Origin of the sequence: Nocardia inohanensis NBRC 100128 (genome assembly GCF_001612945.1) — a bacterium.
Lineage (GTDB): Bacteria > Actinomycetota > Actinomycetes > Mycobacteriales > Mycobacteriaceae > Nocardia > Nocardia inohanensis.
The window spans coordinates 140,321-154,662 of record NZ_BDBK01000016.1 but is presented as its reverse complement, the minus strand read 5'-3'; the positions used below and the strand labels follow the sequence as shown (position 1 = coordinate 154,662).

Here is a 14,342-nt window from a genome sequence, read left to right as displayed (position 1 = left end):
ACGAGGAGGTCGGGCATGCGCACTCCGCGTATCGTGATCATCGGAGCCGGGGTTTCCGGCATCGCGAGCGCGGTCACCCTGCGGCGCAACGGTTTCCACGATTTCGTGATCCTGGAGAAGGGATCCGACGTGGGCGGGGTGTGGCATTGGAACCGCTACCCCGGACTGACCTGCGATGTGCCCTCGCAGCTGTATCAGTTCGGGTTCGCGCCCAAGCCGGACTGGTCGCAGGTGTTCGCGCCCGGAGCCGAGATCCAGGAGTACCTCGCCGGCGTGGTCGACCGCTTCGACCTGCGGCGGCAGGTGCGCGTGAACTCCGAAGTGGTGCGGACCGAGTTCACCGGTACGGGGTGGCGGGTGGAGACGGCCGCCGGTGACGTGCACGAAGCCGACTTCGTCATCGCCGCCACCGGCGTGCTGCATCACCCGGCCTGGCCGGACCTGCCCGGCCTCGACACCTTCAGCGGGGATGTCGTGCACACGGCGCGCTGGGACGACACACTGCGCACCGAAGGCCGCCGTATCGCCGTCATCGGCACCGGATCGACCGGCGTGCAGGTGGTTTCGGCGCTGCAACGCAAGGCCGAGCACATCACCCACTTCGTCCGCAGCCCGCAGTGGGTCATCTGGGCCCCGATGAATCTGCCGCAGCCCGCGCTGGTCGGCGCGGTGCTGGATCGCCTGCCCAAGGTGAATCAGGCGCTGTACCAGGCGGGTATGACCGGTGCGAGGCTGTTCACCGACGTCGTCACCCGCCCCAGCTGGCGTCGCCGCGTCGTTCAGGAATACGCGAAGCTGAGCCTGCGCGCCCAGGTCCTCGATGCGGACCTGCGTGCGCGGCTGACCCCGGACTATCAGCCGCTGTGCAAGCGACAGGTGTTGTCCGGCAGCTACTATCGCGCCCTGCATGCCCGCAATGCCGAGCTGGTCACCACGGGCATCGACACGATCACCCCGACCGGAATCCGCACCGCCGACGGCCGCGACCACGAGGTAGATCTGATCGTCTTCGCCACCGGATTCCGGGCCCACGATTACATGCGGCCCATGAACCTCACCGGGCGAGACGGCATTTCGATCGACGACGCCTGGATGAAGGGTCCCCGCGCCTACCGCATGACCGCGATCCCCGGCTTCCCCAACTTCTTCACCGTCCTGGGCCCCAACTCCCCCACCGGCTCCATCCCGCTGCATCACGCCGCCGAGGTCACCGCCCGCTACATCACCGCCTGGATCAAGCGTTGGAGCGCAGGCGAATTCGACACCGTCGAGGTGACCGAGGCCGCCACCGACCGCTTCGGTGCGCAGGTCGCCGCGGCCCTGGGCCCCACCGTGTGGAACACCGGCTGCAACTCCTGGTACTTCACCGAGGGCGGCAATATCGACCTGCTGCCCTTCGACCGGCGCGGCATGGAAGAGATGCTCGCCGCACCCGACGACGCCGACTTCCACTTGACCACCGTCTAGCCGACAAGCAGTTGTACCCGGCCCCTTTCGGAGCCGGGTACAACATTTTCAGGTGGCTTCAGACGTGGACGGGGTGGGCGATCGCGGTGGCACGGCGGACCGCACCGGAGCCGATGGCCTCCACTTCGTCCGCGCCGTCGATCACCTCGGTGAAGGCGCGGGCGGTGTGGTCGCCGTCGATGGCCAGCTGGCAGCGGCGCGCCAGTTCGTGACGGTCGGTGGCGGGGAATTCCAGTGGCAGCAGGGTGATTTCGGCTACCACGCCCCGCGAATTGAGGATGCGGCTGATCGAATCGGCCATGGAGTCCGTGCCGACGAAGCCCGGGACCGTGGAGAGTTCGCCGTGACGATCCACATAGCGGACGCGGATCGGCTGTACCGGGGCTCCGGTGTCGATGGCGGCTTGGAACAGGGCGGGACGCAGGCCGCCGTGGGCGCGACCGCACCAGGTGGTGCCCTCGGGGAAGAAGGCGATGCGTTCGCCCGACCGGACGCGGGCGGTCATATCGGCGATCACGTCGGGCAGGGTGCGCAGGCGTTCGCGGGCAATGGGGATCACCCGGACGGCCTTGGCGACATTGCCGAGCATGGGCCAATCGACCAGGTCGGCCCGGGCCACGAAGCCCATCGATTCGAAGGCGGAGAGGGCCACCACATCGGTCCAGCCGACATGGCGGGCGGCGACCAGAATGCCGCCTTCGACCGTCACGTCACCGCGCCGGTCGATGATGCGGACGCCGATCCCCAAGCAGCCCAGGAAGGTTCGGGCATAGCGGCGGTTCATGGCGGCACGGTAGCGGCGCGGGGTGGCCAGACGGGCGAAGGGGAACGAGAGCAGGGTGCCGGCCACGCCCAGGACGCGGGCGGCCACCCGGACGGTCCCGGCTTCGCCGGGGATGTCGACACACGAAGAGCCACACGGGCTGACGGGCATCCAGGCGTGGGCGCTCGTCTCAGCGGGGGGACACGGGATCGAGACCGCGTCCGGAGAAAGGAAGGCGGGCATCATGATTCATCACCGGGCGTCGAAGGTAGCGGCAGCGCCCTGCAAGCGCTCCAGGTAACGGGTGTTGATGGTCGAAAGGCCCAGCAGCGCCACGAAATCCGCGACCGCGAACTCCGGGTCGTGGGCGGGCTCGCCGCAGATCTCCGCGCCCAGGCGCAGGTAGCCGTTGAGCAGCGGGGGCAGCTTGGGGCGGCCGGAGAACTCCAGCTCGTCGAGGGACCTGCCGTCGACCACGACCGGGTTGTACGGGCGCACATGGCGTTCCACGTCCAGGGCGTGCTTGGCCAGCAGCAGGTCACGCACCCCGCGCACGTTCACGCCGGGGGCGTCGGCGGGAGTCATCTGCATCGGGACCGAGACGCAGCCCATCACCCACTCGTAACCGGTGAGCTGGATGTAGTGCAGGATGCCCGCCCACATCAGGGTGAGCACCGAACCGTTGCGGTGCTCGGGCACCACGCAGGCGCGGCCCATCTCCACCATCCGGTTACCGGTGGGATCCAGTCCGGCCAAATCGAATTCGGTGGCGGTGTAGTAACCGCCGGCGGCGGTCACCTTGTCCGGCGGCAGCATGCGGTAGCAGCCGACGAACTGCTCGGTGAGCTCGTCGCGCACCAGCAGATGGTCGCAGTGGTCGTCGAAACGGTCGGCGTCCAAGCCGGTTCCAGTGTCCGGAATGGTGAAGCCGGGCTCATTGGCGAACACCTGGTAGCGCAGGCGCTGCGCGGCCTCGCGATGCTCGGCATCGGACGAGACGACCAGGGAGTACTGGGACTTCCCGGTGGTGCGGGGAGCCGCCGGAGCGGCATATGACGCGGGGGCGAGCAGGCTGGCACTCGACACTGCCGTGGTGGTCATAACGATGATCAAGCCAGTCCCAGACGGCATCGGGGAAACCGTCAGGTGGCGGCTCGATGCCAGTCCGGTGAACGCGATCTGGACCGCACCGCAAGTTCATCCGAAGGCCGTCGAACGTTCTCTACCAGGACAAACGCTCGTATTCCAGCTGGGTACCGAGGCGCTGCGCGCAAGCTTCGGAATCGAATCGAGCAGTCCGGCGCGGGCGAAGAGGCAAGCCTAGAACACCGGTTCGCAGCCCTCCACGGCGGGTCCGTCACGGAACAACAGGGCGGTATCGCCGAACTCGTGCCACAGATATCCGGACTCGAGCGCGGCCCGGTACGCGGCGCGCACGACCTGCGCACCCGCCACCGACTCCAGCAGGTGCAGATGGGAGGCCCCGGGCGCGTGCCAGCCGGTGATGAGGCCGTCCACCGCGCGTGCCGGGCGGGAGCCGTCCAGTACCAGCTCCGTCCAGCCCGCCGCCGGATGCACGGAACCATCGGCATCGGTGGCGGATTCGAGCGCCCGCGTGACCGTGGTGCCGACCGCGATCACCCGGCCGCCGACGGCGTGGGTGGCGTTCACCAGCCGGGCGGTGACATCGGGAACTTCGAACCGCTCCGGGCTCGGCGGTTCTCCCGCCTCCGGCGAGGACACCCCGGTATGCAGGGTGATCGGCGCGACCCCCACCCCGCCCGCCACCAGCTCGGTCACCAGCGCCTCGGTGAAAGGGCGACCGGCGCTGGGCATCTCGGCGCTGCCCGGCCGCAACCCGAAGACCGTCCGATAGAAGGAGGCCGACCAGCGCTCCGGCACATAGGAATACGTGATCGGCCGACCGTGCCGGGCCAGCAACTCGGCAACCTCCACCGCTTCCGCGCCCACCTCGTCATTCCGGCGTGAGGCCGGCCCGGGCTCGATGCCCGCGACCCACAGGCGATTCGAGCGGGGCAGCCAAGGCCGGCGCAGGAGAGCGGTGCGGCCGTCCGGAAGCTGTACTCGCGCACCGGGTTCCGGAGCCGGTCCCGCCCAGGGCGTGCCGTGTGGGTCGCGTAGTTCGACCGCCCAGTCACCGTTGTCGAGGCGCGTCGAGAAGTGCAGGACCGCGGGGCGATCCCGGTAGCGAACGTCCAGAGCCGCCGACAGCATCGCCGAGTTGTTCACCACCACCAGATCACCGGGGCGCAGGTAGGCGGGTAGTTCGCGGAAGCGGGCGTGGGCCACCGTGCCGCCCGCGCAGACCATGAGCCGCACCTCGTCGCGCGCCAGCCCGCGCGCTTCCGGCGGCCGGGTGGCCGAGAGTTCCTCGGGGAGGACGAAATCGATGCGCTCCAATTCGACCGTCATCACGCCACCGGCTGTTCCGTGGCCAGGTAGCGGCCGCTGGGCGGGCGGGTTTCGAGCAGGTGCAGCAGCGCGGGGACCACGGTTTCGGGTTCGGGGCGATCGGAGATGTCCTCGCCGGGGAAGGCCGCCTGATGCATTTCGGTGCGCATATCGCCGGGATCGAAGCTGTAGATCCGCAGGTCCGGTTGTTCGGCGGCAAGCACATTGGTGAGCTGATCCAGCGCGGCTTTGGATGACCCGTAACCGCCCCAGCCCTCGTATGCGCCGAGCGCGGCATCGGAGCTGAGGTTCACGACGGTGCCGCCGGTGCCCCGGAGCGCGGGCAGGGTAATTTGCAGAATCGCCAGGGGCGCAATCACATTGGTGTCGAAGACGGCGCGCAGCTCGTCCAGTGGGTAGTTCTCCAGCGCGGGTAGCGGGCTGGGCCCGAGCCCGCCGGCATTGTTCACCACGAGGTCGAGGCGGCCGCCGCCGATGATCCGGGCGAGTTCGGCACGGTGCCGCGGATCGGCGATGTCCCCGGCCACAGCGGTCGCGCCGGTATCGGCCCGCACCTTCTCCAGCCGCTCGCTCCCCCGCGCGGTAATGATCAAATCCCAGCCGCGGGCCGAAAGGGCGAGCGCGAACGCCCGCCCCAATCCGGCCGAGGCCCCCGTTATCAGGGCTCGTCTCTTCGCTGTCATGACTCCAGCGTGAAACCTGAACCACACTTCAGGTCAAGGTCGTTCGCCGGGAGCGAATCACGCGTTCTCGCGAGCGAACCCGCGCGCTCCTATCACCATCAGCACGAGCGCCAGCACCAGCGTGACGACCGTTCCCACATACACGTCGGAGCCGCTGAACTCGCCCCGGAAGAACGCCCGCGCCGCATCGACGGTATGCGAGAGCGGGTTCGCCTTGGCGATGTTCTGCAACCAGGCCGGCCCCACCGTCATCGGCAGCAGGATCCCCGACAGCAGCATGACCGGCACCGATACCGAGTTCAGTACCGAGGCCAGGGTGCCTTCCTCCTTCGCCCACAGCCCCAGCGCGTAGGACGCCGACGCCAGCCCGGCCGCCATGATCGAGATGAGCAGCACGGCCAGCACCAGGCCGAGCGGATCGGGGCGCAATCCGAACGCCGCCATGGCCACGCCGACCAGCACCAGCGCCTGCACGATGAGCAGCGTCATGTCCTTGAGCACCCGGCCCAGCAGCAGCGCGCCACGAGCCGCGGGCGTCACCCGCTGGCGTTCGATCACGCCCGCGCGCGCCTCGGACACGATGGCGAAACCCGCGAACATCGAACCGAACAGCGCGATCTGGATGACCAGGGCGGGGGTGAGGATCTTGTACGAGTCGCCCGAACCCAGCGCCGGGGATACGCCCTTCACCAGCGGCCCGAACAGCACCAGGTACAGGACCGGCTGCATCAATCCGATGATCACCCACACCGGATTGCGCAGGTTGGCGCGCAGCTGCGACCAATAGATCAGCCCGGTTTCGCGCAGGAATGTCATGACCGGTCTCCTTCCCGGAGCGAACGCCCGGTGAGCGTGAGGAACACATCGTCGAGGCTGGGCCGCTTCACGGTGAGCGCGCCCGGCCGGATGCCGCGCTCGCCCAGGGCCGCGAGCAGCGGAACCACCGCCGCGTCACCGTGTTCCACGGTCAGGTGCACGAGCGCCTTCCCGGCATGGCCGTTCTCGTGCCCTTCGGTGAGCAGCCGGTGCCGGACCTCCAGCACCTCCGCGGCCACCTCCATGGCGAGATCCGCGCCGGCGGAGTCGATTTCGAGGCTGATCACATCGCCGGAGATACGCCGCTTGAGCTCGTCGGGCGAGCCGGTGGCCACGATGCCGCCGTGATCCATCACCAGGATGCGGTCGCACAGCGCGTCCGCCTCCTCCAGATAATGCGTGGTCAGCACCACCGTGGTGCCCTCGTCGCGCAGGCGGCGGATGTGCTCCCACAGATTGGCGCGGCTCTGCGGATCCAATCCGGTGGTCGGCTCGTCCAAGTAGACGAGCGTCGGCCGATGCACCAGCCCGAGCGCGATATCCACCCGGCGGCGCTGCCCGCCGGAGAGCTGCCCGCACTTGCGCCGCTCCAGACCGTCCAGCTCGAGCGCCTTCAGCAGGTCATCCGAGCTGGTCTTCGCCTCGGCCTTGGACAGCCCGAAAAGCCGGGCCTGCAAGATCAATTCATCTTCGACCAGCTCCAGCTCGTTGGTCGATCCGCCCTGCGGCACGTAGCCGATGCGGGAGCGCACCGTCCGCGCCTCGGTGCGCAGGTCCGCGCCGACGATGGTCGCCTCCCCCGCGGTGGGCTGCAACAGGGTGGAGATCATCCGCAGGGTGGTGGTCTTGCCCGCGCCGTTGGGGCCGAGCAGACCGATGATCTCGCCGTAGTGAACGTCGAAGTCGATACCGGAAACCGCTTGCACGGCATCGGTTTTGGTTGCGAAGGTGCGCGCGAGTCCACGAACCCGGATGACCGGGTCGGTGGACGGACCGCGCACGACAGAGGTCGTTTCCACCCGACCTACGGTAGAAACGACGCTTCAAATAGTCAAGCTTGACTATTAAAACTTGATTACCGCACCGGCGGCGGCACCTGCGATCGGCCCATGCGCCCCGACCACACATCCAGCTGCCCGGCCTCGATGCGCTCCAGGGTCCGGCGCGTCCACTCCAGATCCGCGCGCAGATGATCGGCTTGCAGGCGCATGGCATCGGCTACGTGATGCGGTTCGATCTCCATCGGATCGCCGCTACCGGCCAGAATCCGGCGCTGCTCGCGCTCCAGGAACACCAGATCGGCCTCGAACTTCAGCAGCCGGGCGCGCAACGCCGCCTCCACGTCCTCCTTGGGCGCGGACGGAAACAGCGCCACCGGAACCACATACGGATGTTTGACCTGCTCGGCCGAGAAGAGCGCGGTCCGCAGCATCTCACCGAATTCCTTCTCGCCCTCGGCGGTGATGCGGTACGTGAGCCGCTCCGGCCGCGCGCCTTCGCGCTCGGTGCCCTCCATCGCGATCAGGCCGTCGCGCTGCAAGGTGTTCAACGCGCCGTACACCGAGCCGGGCTTGATATTCGCCCACTCCTGCGCATTCCACGACAACAGCTCGCGGCGGACGTCGTACCCGTGCACCGGTTGCAGCAGACGCACCACCGCCAGTACCAGCAATCGCGTTGTAGGAACAGCCATATGCGCAGGTTACGCGGTGCTATCGGGGAATCGGGCGGGGGTCACCGACCTCCGGAAACACACGAGCCGCCCGGAGTGGACACCGGGCGGCTCGGGAGCGGGCAGCGGTCAGGCCGCGCGCTGTTGCGCGAGAGCCTTTGGCTGCTGGGTCTTTTCGACCTCGTCGAAGCCGGGGCGGCCGGTGCCGATGAAGGCGACCAGCCAGGAGAAGACCGCCGCGAAACGGTTGCGGAAGCCGACCAGGTAGAACAGGTGCACGGCCAGCCAGACGAACCAGGCCAGCGCGCCACGGAAGGTGATCTTGTCGTTCAGCTTGGTGACCGCGGCGAAACGGCTGATCACCGCCATCGAACCCTTGTCCCAGTACTTGAATTCGGTGGCCGCCTGCTTCTTGCCGCGAATGATGTCGGCGACGTGGCGGCCCTCCTGCATGGCGACCGGCGACTGGCCGGGGTAGCCCTTCAGCGAGGTCATATCGCCGATGGCGTAGATATCGGCGTGCCCGCCCACGGTGCAGTCCGGATTGATGAGCAGCCTTCCGGCACGGTCGGTTTCGCAGCCGGTGGCCTCGGCCAGGATGGCCGCGAAACCGCCGGCCTGCACGCCCGCCGACCACACCACGGTCTCGGCCGCGATACCGCGCTGCACGCCGTCCTTGCTCTTGACGGTAACCTTGCCGTCCTCGATATCGGTGACGAAGGTGTCGACCATGACCTCCACGCCGCTCTTCTCGAGCGAGCGCTTCGCGTACTCCGACAGCCCACCGCCGAACGGGGGCAGCACCACGCCCGCGCCCTCGACCAGGGTCACGGTGTCATCGGTGTGGTAGTAGCGCTTGGCCAGTTCCTTGAGCTGACCCGCGACCTCGACGCCGGTCGCGCCCGCGCCGACCACCACGAAGCTCAAAAGCCGGCGCCGGGTTTCCGGGTCGGCGGTCTTGGCCTCGGTGAAGACCCGATCGATCTGCGCGCGTAGTCGCTTGGCGTCGTCGATGGTCTTGAGCGAGTAGGTCTTGTCCGCGAAATCGTCACGGCCGAAATAGGACTGGCTGGCTCCGGTGGCCGCGATGAGCGAACCGTAGCGGATCTTGCGCAGGCCCTCGGGGGTCTCGTAGGTCAGCACCGCGTTCTCGGCGTCGATGGCGACGGCCTTGCCCACGCGGGCCTCACCGTGCTCGTGATGCTTGACGATATTGGCGATCGAAGGGGCGATCTCGTGGGAGGCCAGCACACCCGTCGCAACTTGATAGAGCAGTGGCTGGAAAAGATGCTCGGGGGTGGCGGAGATCAGGACATACCCGACCCCCGACTTGTTCAACTGCTTGGCGGCAGCGAGCCCGCCGAAGCCCGAACCTACGATTACGACCTCTGCGGCTTCGATTCCCGCATCCACGTGTTGCATGACAGCTCCCTTCTGTCATGAGTAACCGTGATTCGGAACGCGAATGTTCCAGGGGTCAGGGCGCATAATCAAGATGACTCTTATCTAGCTTGATCATGAATGGGAGAGGTGCCGTGGAGCTGCGCCAACTGGCCTACTTCGTAGCGGTCTGCGAGGAGCTCAGCTTCAGCCGTGCCGCCAATCGCTGCTACATATCGCAATCGGCGATCAGTCATCAGATCGCACGCCTGGAACGCGACCTCGGAATACCGCTGTTCGAACGCTCCACCCGCTCGGTCGTACCAACCGACGCGACCACCCGGCTACTTCCGCTTGCGAAGCAAATGCTGAGCCTGGAATCGGCTATTCGCGCAGCTGTACGCGCTTCCGGACCACGGATTCGCCTGGCAGCCAATATGAGCTTCGCAACAAGATCGCTCTCGGCCATCGCCGGAGCACGCGAAGCGCATCCCGGCGCGGAGATCGAATTCGTCATCAAGCCCTTCCGCCAGCGCATTCAAGCCGTGGCGGACGGCGACTGTGATCTTGCTCTCATCCGGGGCAGCGTGGATCAGCCCGGGCTGGCGGTGGAGAAGCTCTGGGTGGAGGACTTGGTCATCGCGACCTCGACCGCGCACCCGCTCGCCGGGCGCGACAACGTGACGCTCTCGGAGCTCAGTGCGTATCCGCTACTACTCCCGCCGGAGTCCGATCAGGTGCTGCTGCACAACGTGGTGCGGGCCGCCTTCGCCGACCTACCGACCGGACCCGCCTACGGTCCGCCGATTCCGCTGGACCACACCGCCACCATGGAGCTGATCAACCGCCCCGACGCGTGGACCATCCTCTACGCCGACAGTCCCACCGAAGGCATCGCCACCCTGCGCCTGTCCGGAAACCCGTTGCGGGTCCCCGTCTCCGCGGTGCTGCGCGCCGACGCCCGCCGCTCCCCCATCCTCGACACCCTGCTCGCGGCCCTGCACAGCTCCTAGATTCCCGTCAGCGCACCGGACAATTGGGGCAGCACGGCAGCGGTCCGCGACCTACGCTGACAGTCGTGAGCCAGGAGAACATGCGGGCCTCCGATGCCGACCGCGAACAGATCGTCACCAAACTGCGTGCGGCCATGGACGAGGGCAGGATCAACCTGCACGAATTCGACGAACGACTACAGCAGGTCTACGCCGCCAAAACCTACGGCGAACTGGTCCCGGTGCTGTCCGACCTACCCGCCCAGCGCAATTCGCGCCCCGGCGCACCCGCCACGAAGGGCGGCATTCCCACCTGGGTGATCATCATGTGGATCCCGTGGGTGTTCGTGAACCTGCTCTGCCTGGCCATCTACCTGGCCACCGGCGCGGGCTACTTCTGGCCGTTCTGGGTCGAAGTCCCCTGGGGCCTGGCGCTTCTCATCCCCACCACCATCGGCATCGTGACCCAGCGCGATCGGCGCGGTTAGGCCAGCGCCGAGGCCACCGCCAGATGCAGCCGGAGCTCCTCCGGCTCTTCGTCCTCCACCGCCCACGCGATCTCTTCCATGGCTCGCAGGAACGCCCATGCGCGCGCCCGGTCCGGATCGATCTCCAGCCCGGCCGCCGTACGTGCCACCACCGCCGCGGCGTGTGCGGGCTCCGGCGCGCTCTGCACCTGGATCATGACCAGGAATCCGGCATCGAACGCGGCTTCGCCGAGATAACCCTTCGGATCGATCAACAGCCACGGTTCCCGTTCGGGGGCAACGATATTCCCCAGATGGGTATCCCGGTTCACCACCAGCAGCGGGCCCTGCGGCGTCGCCAGCTCCGCACACCGCTCCAGCGCCCGTTCCCGCAGTCGCTCCGGAATCACCTGCGCCACAGCGGGTTCGGGCGCGCTGAACATCTCCACCCACTCATCGACCATCCCCACGGCGGCCGGCAGCGGCGGCAGGCCCTCCGGAAACGCCCCGGGCGCACGCCGCAACCGCTTGTACAGCGCACACGCCCGCTCGACCTTCCCGATGTGCTCCGGCAACCCCTCCAAGCTCGGAAACCCCGGCTGATAAAGCAATTCCGTCCCCGGCCGAGCCCATTCCAGCAGCATCGCATGGCTTTCCGGGTCGAACTCGAACAGCCGCACCGCCCCATCCCCGTCATAGCAATGCAGGGCGGCCGCCTCCCCCAGATTCTCCGGATCCACCACCGGAATCTTCAGCACCGCCACCGACCCATCGCCCCGCCGCACCGGCGCCACGAACGAATGCGTCCCGCCCCCGAACGCCTCCCCGACCACCTCCAACCCCCAAGCATCACACCGCTCCCCGACCACCCCCGGCAGCTCCGCGAGCCACCGCCGCCCCCGCTCCTGAAAAACCTCGGCGATGTTCCCGGCGACATCCTCAGGCAGCGAATACGGCATGCGCCCACCCTAGCCAGCAACCTCCGGAGCACTCGTCTCGTGCACCGTCCGCCACCGATACGTCCGCCCATCGGTCACGATCACCGCCGTCACCCACCGCTTCACCCGAGCCTCCCCCATCACGTTCTCCGCCGCGAACCGCGCCACGATCAAATTCCCGCTCCGCGCGATCTCCGCCACCTCGGAAACCTCGATCTCCAACCCCGGCTGCGCGTTCCGCGCCGACCACAACCCGGCCAGCAACGTCTCCCGATCGACCGCCTGCCCCGTGGTCACCACCGAGGTGAACTGCTCGTCCAACGCCCCCGCCACCCGATCGAACACCTTCGGCAGCGCATCGGACCCCAGCCACTCGGCCAGGTCCCAGTGCAGCGCGGCGACCACGTCCGCCAAGTCGGGATTCGAAGACATATCGGCAATCTAGATCGCCGCCCCCGATCCCGACACCCGGCGCAGCCGGCCGGGTCCGCGCTCAGGCCGGAGTGCCGGGGAAGTCGCAGGAACTCAAGGTGCACACCAGCTTCCAGAAGACGGCCACCGGAATCTGCACCGAGCCGGATTCGATCAGGTTCTGGACGGACCCGTTCCCGGCCTGAACAGTCACCGGCACCGCAGCGGATTCGGCCGGGGAAAGCGGTACGGCGGCGGCCTGTCCGATTCCGGCGAACAGCAGACCGGCTACGCCGATCGAAGTGATGAACGAACGCATGGCGCAGTGCCTTTCGTGAGCCTGCGACTCCCCCGACCGGCAGCCGCAGCACAAATTAAAGCGCATACATTTCACAATCTGGGTGAAACGTTCCACCCGATATGCCCCCAATTTCCCGGCCCCGAAAACAACTGTCCCCCGGCCGAATTCGACCGGGGGACAGTATGGCGTTGCGGATCAACCCTTGTGGGCCTTGACCGCCTCGGTCAGCTGCGGGGCGACGTTGAACAGGTCACCGACGATGCCGTAGTCGCTGATCTCGAAGATCGGGGCCTCTTCGTCCTTGTTGACGGCCACGATGGTCTTCGAGGTCTGCATGCCGGCGCGGTGCTGGATGGCGCCGGAGATGCCGAGGGCGATGTACAGCTGGGGGGAGACCGTCTTACCGGTCTGGCCCACCTGGAACTGGCCCGGGTAGTAGCCGGAGTCGACGGCCGCGCGGGAAGCGCCGACGGCGGCACCGAGGGCGTCGGCCAGGGGCTCGACGACCTTGCCGAAGTTGTCGGCCGAGCCGACGCCACGGCCACCGGAGACCACGATCGCGGCCTCGGTCAGCTCGGGGCGGTCGCCGCCGACGTTCGCCTCACGGGAGACGACCTTGACGACGCCCTCTTCCTGGGCGGGGAGCTCGACGGCGACCTTCTCGCCGGCGCCGGCGGCCGGGGCCGCCTCGATGGCGCCCGGACGCACCGAGATGACCGGGACGTCGCCGGTGGCCTTGGCATCGACGGTGAACGCGCCACCGAAGATGGAGTGCTGGGCCGAGCCGTCGGCGTTCACCGCGATGACGTCGATGAGCAGACCGGAACCGATGCGGGCGGCGAGGCGGCCCGACACCTCCTTGCCCTCCGCGGTGGCGGCGACCAGGATCGCGGCCGGGGCGGCGGACTCGGACAGGCCGGCGAGCACGTCGACCTTCGGGGTCACCAGGAAGCCCTCGGCGTCGTCGGACTCGGCGACGTAGATCTTCTCGGCGCCGGCCGCGGCCAGGGCGTCGGCCAGCTTGTCGGCGGTGCCGGGAGCGGCGACCACGACGGCGGACGGGCTGCCCAGGGTGCGGGCGGCGGTGATGAGTTCGGTGGTGACCTTCTTGGGGGCACCTTCAGCGTGCTCCACGAGCACGAGTACTTCTGCCATTGTTCTTTCTCCTGCGGCGTCTATGGGGCGAGCTGCAAGCACTGCGCCCATTCGTTCGGCTCGGGGGCTTTAGATGATCTTCTGGCCGACCAGGTAGGTGGCGATCTGCTGGCCGCCCTCACCCTCGTCGACGATCTTCTCGCCCGCCGTGCGCGCCGGCTTCGGGGTCACACCGGTCACCTGGGTGCCGGCGTTCGCAACGCCCACGGTCTCCGGGTCCACGCCCAGGTCGGCCAGGGTGAAGGTCTGAACTTCCTTCTTCTTGGCGGCCATGATGCCCTTGAAGGACGGGAAGCGCGGCTCGTTGATCTTCTCGGTGACCGAGACGATGGCCGGCAGGGTGGCCTCGAGCTTGAAGACGCCCTCGTCGGTCTCGCGCTCGCCGGCGATGCGCTCGCCGTCGACGGTCAGCTTGCGCAGGTGGGTCAGCTGCGGCAGACCCAGGTACTCGGCCACGATGGCCGGCACCGCACCGGCGCGACCGTCGGTGGCCTCGTTGCCGGCGATGACCAGCTCGACGCCCTCGATCTGGCCGAGAGCCGCGGCCAGGATGTAGGCGGTCTGCACCGCGTCGGAGCCGTGGATGGCGTCATCCTTGATGTGGATGGCCTTGTCGGCGCCCATGGACAGCGCCTTGCGGATGGCCTCGGTGGCACGCTCGGGGCCTGCGGCCAGCACGGTGACCTCGCCGCCCTGCGCCTCCTTGATCAACAGCGCTTCCTCGACGGCGCGCTCGTTGATCTCGTCCAGGATGGCGTCGGCAGCCTCGCGGTCGAGGGTGTAGTCACCGCTGGTCAGCTTGCGCTCGGACCAGGTATCGGGAACCTGCTTGATCAGTACGACGATGTTCGGCATTGGTCTTCG

The 14,342-nt window shown here is 67.9% G+C and carries 16 protein-coding genes; 3 read left to right on the top strand and 13 right to left on the bottom strand.

The window, feature by feature from the left end:
- The first annotated feature begins 15 nt into the window (after nt 1–15).
- Entirely contained in the window at nt 16–1,467 is a 1,452-nt protein-coding gene (locus NI1_RS28845) for a flavin-containing monooxygenase (RefSeq protein ID WP_067826807.1), read from the top strand.
- A gap of 58 nt (nt 1,468–1,525) precedes the next feature.
- Here the strand turns inward: NI1_RS28845 and NI1_RS28840 are convergent, their stop codons facing one another.
- From NI1_RS28840 to NI1_RS28805, 8 genes are all read right to left on the bottom strand, one after another.
- Nucleotides 1,526–2,338 carry a lysophospholipid acyltransferase family protein gene (locus tag NI1_RS28840; protein ID WP_067826804.1) on the bottom strand — a complete coding sequence of 271 codons (813 nt, stop codon included), beginning with the start codon at nt 2,336–2,338 and terminating at the stop codon, nt 1,526–1,528.
- Nucleotides 2,339–2,482: 144 nt separating this feature from the next.
- Entirely contained in the window at nt 2,483–3,331 is an 849-nt protein-coding gene (locus tag NI1_RS28835) for a GNAT family N-acetyltransferase (protein ID WP_067826801.1), read from the bottom strand.
- A 219-nt stretch (nt 3,332–3,550) separates the two neighbouring features.
- Nucleotides 3,551–4,663, bottom strand: a complete 1,113-nt coding sequence (locus tag NI1_RS28830) for an S-adenosylmethionine:tRNA ribosyltransferase-isomerase (RefSeq protein WP_067826798.1) — start codon at nt 4,661–4,663, stop codon at nt 3,551–3,553.
- Nucleotides 4,663–5,346 (bottom strand): SDR family NAD(P)-dependent oxidoreductase, encoded by a 684-nt coding sequence (locus tag NI1_RS28825; RefSeq protein WP_067826795.1) that lies wholly within the window; start codon nt 5,344–5,346, stop codon nt 4,663–4,665. The genes NI1_RS28830 and NI1_RS28825 overlap by 1 nt, the downstream gene beginning before the upstream one ends.
- A 57-nt stretch (nt 5,347–5,403) precedes the next feature.
- Nucleotides 5,404–6,162, bottom strand: a complete 759-nt coding sequence (locus NI1_RS28820; protein ID WP_067826792.1) for an ABC transporter permease — start codon at nt 6,160–6,162, stop codon at nt 5,404–5,406.
- Complete coding sequence (locus tag NI1_RS28815; protein ID WP_084523874.1) at nt 6,159–7,181, bottom strand: ABC transporter ATP-binding protein; 1,023 nt, start codon at nt 7,179–7,181, stop codon at nt 6,159–6,161. The genes NI1_RS28820 and NI1_RS28815 overlap by 4 nt, the downstream gene beginning before the upstream one ends.
- A 56-nt stretch (nt 7,182–7,237) precedes the next feature.
- Complete coding sequence (locus tag NI1_RS28810; protein WP_067826786.1) at nt 7,238–7,855, bottom strand: PadR family transcriptional regulator; 618 nt, start codon at nt 7,853–7,855, stop codon at nt 7,238–7,240.
- 108 nt (nt 7,856–7,963) lie between these two features.
- On the bottom strand, nt 7,964–9,256 hold the full coding sequence (locus NI1_RS28805) for an NAD(P)/FAD-dependent oxidoreductase (protein WP_067826783.1): 1,293 nt from the start codon (nt 9,254–9,256) through the stop codon (nt 7,964–7,966).
- Nucleotides 9,257–9,369: 113 nt separating this feature from the next.
- Here NI1_RS28805 and NI1_RS28800 point away from each other — a divergent pair, with 113 nt between their 5' ends.
- Together NI1_RS28800 and NI1_RS28795 are read left to right on the top strand one after the other, a co-directional pair.
- Complete coding sequence (locus NI1_RS28800; protein ID WP_067826781.1) at nt 9,370–10,227, top strand: LysR family transcriptional regulator; 858 nt, start codon at nt 9,370–9,372, stop codon at nt 10,225–10,227.
- A gap of 65 nt (nt 10,228–10,292) precedes the next feature.
- Nucleotides 10,293–10,694 carry a DUF1707 domain-containing protein gene (locus tag NI1_RS28795; protein WP_067826778.1) on the top strand — a complete coding sequence of 134 codons (402 nt, stop codon included), beginning with the start codon at nt 10,293–10,295 and terminating at the stop codon, nt 10,692–10,694.
- Here NI1_RS28795 and NI1_RS28790 read toward each other — a convergent pair.
- From NI1_RS28790 to NI1_RS28770, 5 genes are all read right to left on the bottom strand, one after another.
- The gene (locus NI1_RS28790; RefSeq protein ID WP_067826776.1) at nt 10,691–11,632 is read right to left on the bottom strand and encodes an aminoglycoside phosphotransferase family protein; all 942 of its coding nucleotides are present in this window, start codon (nt 11,630–11,632) and stop codon (nt 10,691–10,693) included. The genes NI1_RS28795 and NI1_RS28790 overlap by 4 nt on opposite strands.
- A 9-nt stretch (nt 11,633–11,641) precedes the next feature.
- Nucleotides 11,642–12,043, bottom strand: coding sequence for a hypothetical protein (locus NI1_RS28785; RefSeq protein ID WP_067826773.1), 402 nt, complete (start codon nt 12,041–12,043; stop codon nt 11,642–11,644).
- Nucleotides 12,044–12,104: 61 nt separating this feature from the next.
- Nucleotides 12,105–12,341, bottom strand: a complete 237-nt coding sequence (locus tag NI1_RS28780) for a hypothetical protein (protein WP_067826770.1) — start codon at nt 12,339–12,341, stop codon at nt 12,105–12,107.
- 177 nt (nt 12,342–12,518) lie between these two features.
- On the bottom strand, nt 12,519–13,478 hold the full coding sequence (locus NI1_RS28775; RefSeq protein ID WP_067826768.1) for an electron transfer flavoprotein subunit alpha/FixB family protein: 960 nt from the start codon (nt 13,476–13,478) through the stop codon (nt 12,519–12,521).
- 69 nt (nt 13,479–13,547) lie between these two features.
- On the bottom strand, nt 13,548–14,333 hold the full coding sequence (locus NI1_RS28770) for an electron transfer flavoprotein subunit beta/FixA family protein (protein WP_067826765.1): 786 nt from the start codon (nt 14,331–14,333) through the stop codon (nt 13,548–13,550).
- Nucleotides 14,334–14,342: the final 9 nt, after the last annotated feature.

Excerpts from the sequence above, each read along its gene's own strand:
- NI1_RS28845 (WP_067826807.1), top strand. The coding sequence starts at position 16 with ATGCGCACTCCGCGTATCGTGATCATCGGAGCCGGGGTTTCCGGCATC.
- NI1_RS28835 (WP_067826801.1), bottom strand. The coding sequence starts at position 3,331 with ATGACCACCACGGCAGTGTCGAGTGCCAGCCTGCTCGCCCCCGCGTCA.
- NI1_RS28830 (WP_067826798.1), bottom strand. The coding sequence starts at position 4,663 with ATGACGGTCGAATTGGAGCGCATCGATTTCGTCCTCCCCGAGGAACTC.
- NI1_RS28825 (WP_067826795.1), bottom strand. The coding sequence starts at position 5,346 with ATGACAGCGAAGAGACGAGCCCTGATAACGGGGGCCTCGGCCGGATTG.
- NI1_RS28820 (WP_067826792.1), bottom strand. The coding sequence starts at position 6,162 with ATGACATTCCTGCGCGAAACCGGGCTGATCTATTGGTCGCAGCTGCGC.
- NI1_RS28810 (WP_067826786.1), bottom strand. The coding sequence starts at position 7,855 with ATGGCTGTTCCTACAACGCGATTGCTGGTACTGGCGGTGGTGCGTCTG.
- NI1_RS28805 (WP_067826783.1), bottom strand. The coding sequence starts at position 9,256 with ATGCAACACGTGGATGCGGGAATCGAAGCCGCAGAGGTCGTAATCGTA.
- NI1_RS28790 (WP_067826776.1), bottom strand. The coding sequence starts at position 11,632 with ATGCCGTATTCGCTGCCTGAGGATGTCGCCGGGAACATCGCCGAGGTT.
- NI1_RS28785 (WP_067826773.1), bottom strand. The coding sequence starts at position 12,043 with ATGTCTTCGAATCCCGACTTGGCGGACGTGGTCGCCGCGCTGCACTGG.
- NI1_RS28780 (WP_067826770.1), bottom strand. The coding sequence starts at position 12,341 with ATGCGTTCGTTCATCACTTCGATCGGCGTAGCCGGTCTGCTGTTCGCC.
- NI1_RS28775 (WP_067826768.1), bottom strand. The coding sequence starts at position 13,478 with ATGGCAGAAGTACTCGTGCTCGTGGAGCACGCTGAAGGTGCCCCCAAG.
- NI1_RS28770 (WP_067826765.1), bottom strand. The coding sequence starts at position 14,333 with ATGCCGAACATCGTCGTACTGATCAAGCAGGTTCCCGATACCTGGTCC.